1 protein-coding gene is annotated in these 1,458 nt (G+C 59.9%); it reads left to right on the top strand.

Features of this window, described 5'->3' with window-relative positions; all coding sequences use genetic code 11:
* The first annotated feature begins 380 nt into the window (after window positions 1–380).
* Window positions 381–1,337: an Acg family FMN-binding oxidoreductase gene (locus ACR0AO_RS25400; protein ID WP_480609805.1), complete on the top strand. Its 957-nt coding sequence runs from the start codon at window positions 381–383 to the stop codon at window positions 1,335–1,337.
* The last annotated feature ends 121 nt before the right edge of the window (window positions 1,338–1,458 follow it).

Genomic DNA, 1,458 nt, shown 5'->3' with positions numbered 1-1,458 from the left:
AGCCCAATCCAACGAATGCTGCGCTGCATTCGAACGGCAGCAGTTGGCGATCAACCGGACTTCCAGTCGGCTTGCGCCACGTGTATTCGTGACCCAGTCCCGACCTTCCGGCAGCGTGTGCGGATGATCGGCATGAGCCCGACCCCGACCTTCCCGCCGGAGGCGCGGCCGACCAGAATGGGCCCGAAGCTTTCGCAACTCAAGAGGCACCGCGGCGCGCCGAGATGGTGCAGTTCCTATAGCGCCGGGAGTTTGGGAAGCTCTGTCAGATTGACGCATGTCAAGGACGTACGAAGCACCGAACGCAAGAGTAGTGGGCGTATTGTGTATCCTTAGAAGGGCGGATATCAGGTTGGCCTCCGCTGAGGACGAACGGCACCATGCTCAACAAATCAACGTTCGAACGCCTGATTGGCAGTGCGGTTCTCGCGCCATCAAGCCACAACACCCAGCCGTGGATCTTTGAAGTTCAGGGCAACCGTATACGCCTGCTCGCAGACCGGACGCGTGCGCTGCCAGTGAATGACCCGGACGACAGGGAACTGGTGATTAGCTGTGGCTGCGCTCTGCAGAACTTGCGTGTAGCGGCGGCAAAGGCGGGGCTCGGCACCTGTGCTGTGACGCTTCCTGATGCGCAAGATGACGATGTTCTTGCTGAGATAACGTTGTCAGGCGACGCCGACGATCAACTGGCCCGCTTGGCAGAGGCGGTCCCGAAGCGACGCACCTACCGTAAGCGATTTCTTGAGAGGGATATTCCCGACGATACTGTGCGCGCGCTAGTAGCTGCCGCCGAAAAAGAAGGCGCCATGCTTGTTGCCCTGATTGGTGATGAGACGCGGAGAGCCGCGGCAGGGCTTGTAGCGGAGGGCGACGCGGTCCAATGGGCGAATCCAAGCTGGCGACGGGAGCTTGCGCAGTGGATGCACCCGCGACGCAGCGGCGACGGACTTTCGTTGCCTTGGCTCGCCATCCCGGTCGCCCGGATCGTGGTTCGTAGCTTCGACATGGGCGGGGGCGTAGGAGCCAAGGACAGTGAGTTGGCGGAGAACTCACCGCTGCTTGCCGTGCTTTGTAGTGCGGCGGACGATGTTATTGACCGGCTTGCAGCAGGACAGGCATTGGAGCGGGTGCTTCTGACGGCTACTGCGGCCGGCTTGCAGGCGTCGTATATGAACCAGCCCGTTCAGTTGCCCGATCTCCGGAACAGACTAGCCGGTCTTTGCGGAAATCACGGCGTTCCACAAGTCCTCTTCCGCCTTGGTTATCCCAAAGAGGATTTGCAAGCAGCTCCTCGACGCAAGTTGGCGGAAGTTCTTAGAGACTTATCGAGTTAGCACCTCTGAAAGACGACTTTGCCCGCATTCCCTTTGTCGCACGCGAACGTGTCAATGGCAGTTCATGGCACCAGACCGACATAGCTCCAATGTCGACAATCGCGGCGAGATCGGACATTCG

The sequence above is a fragment of the Ruegeria sp. AF8 genome, from assembly GCF_056541825.1.
This window is presented reverse-complemented; position numbering and strand designations above follow the sequence as displayed.

Excerpts from the sequence above, each read along its gene's own strand:
- ACR0AO_RS25400 (WP_480609805.1), top strand. The coding sequence starts at position 381 with ATGCTCAACAAATCAACGTTCGAACGCCTGATTGGCAGTGCGGTTCTC.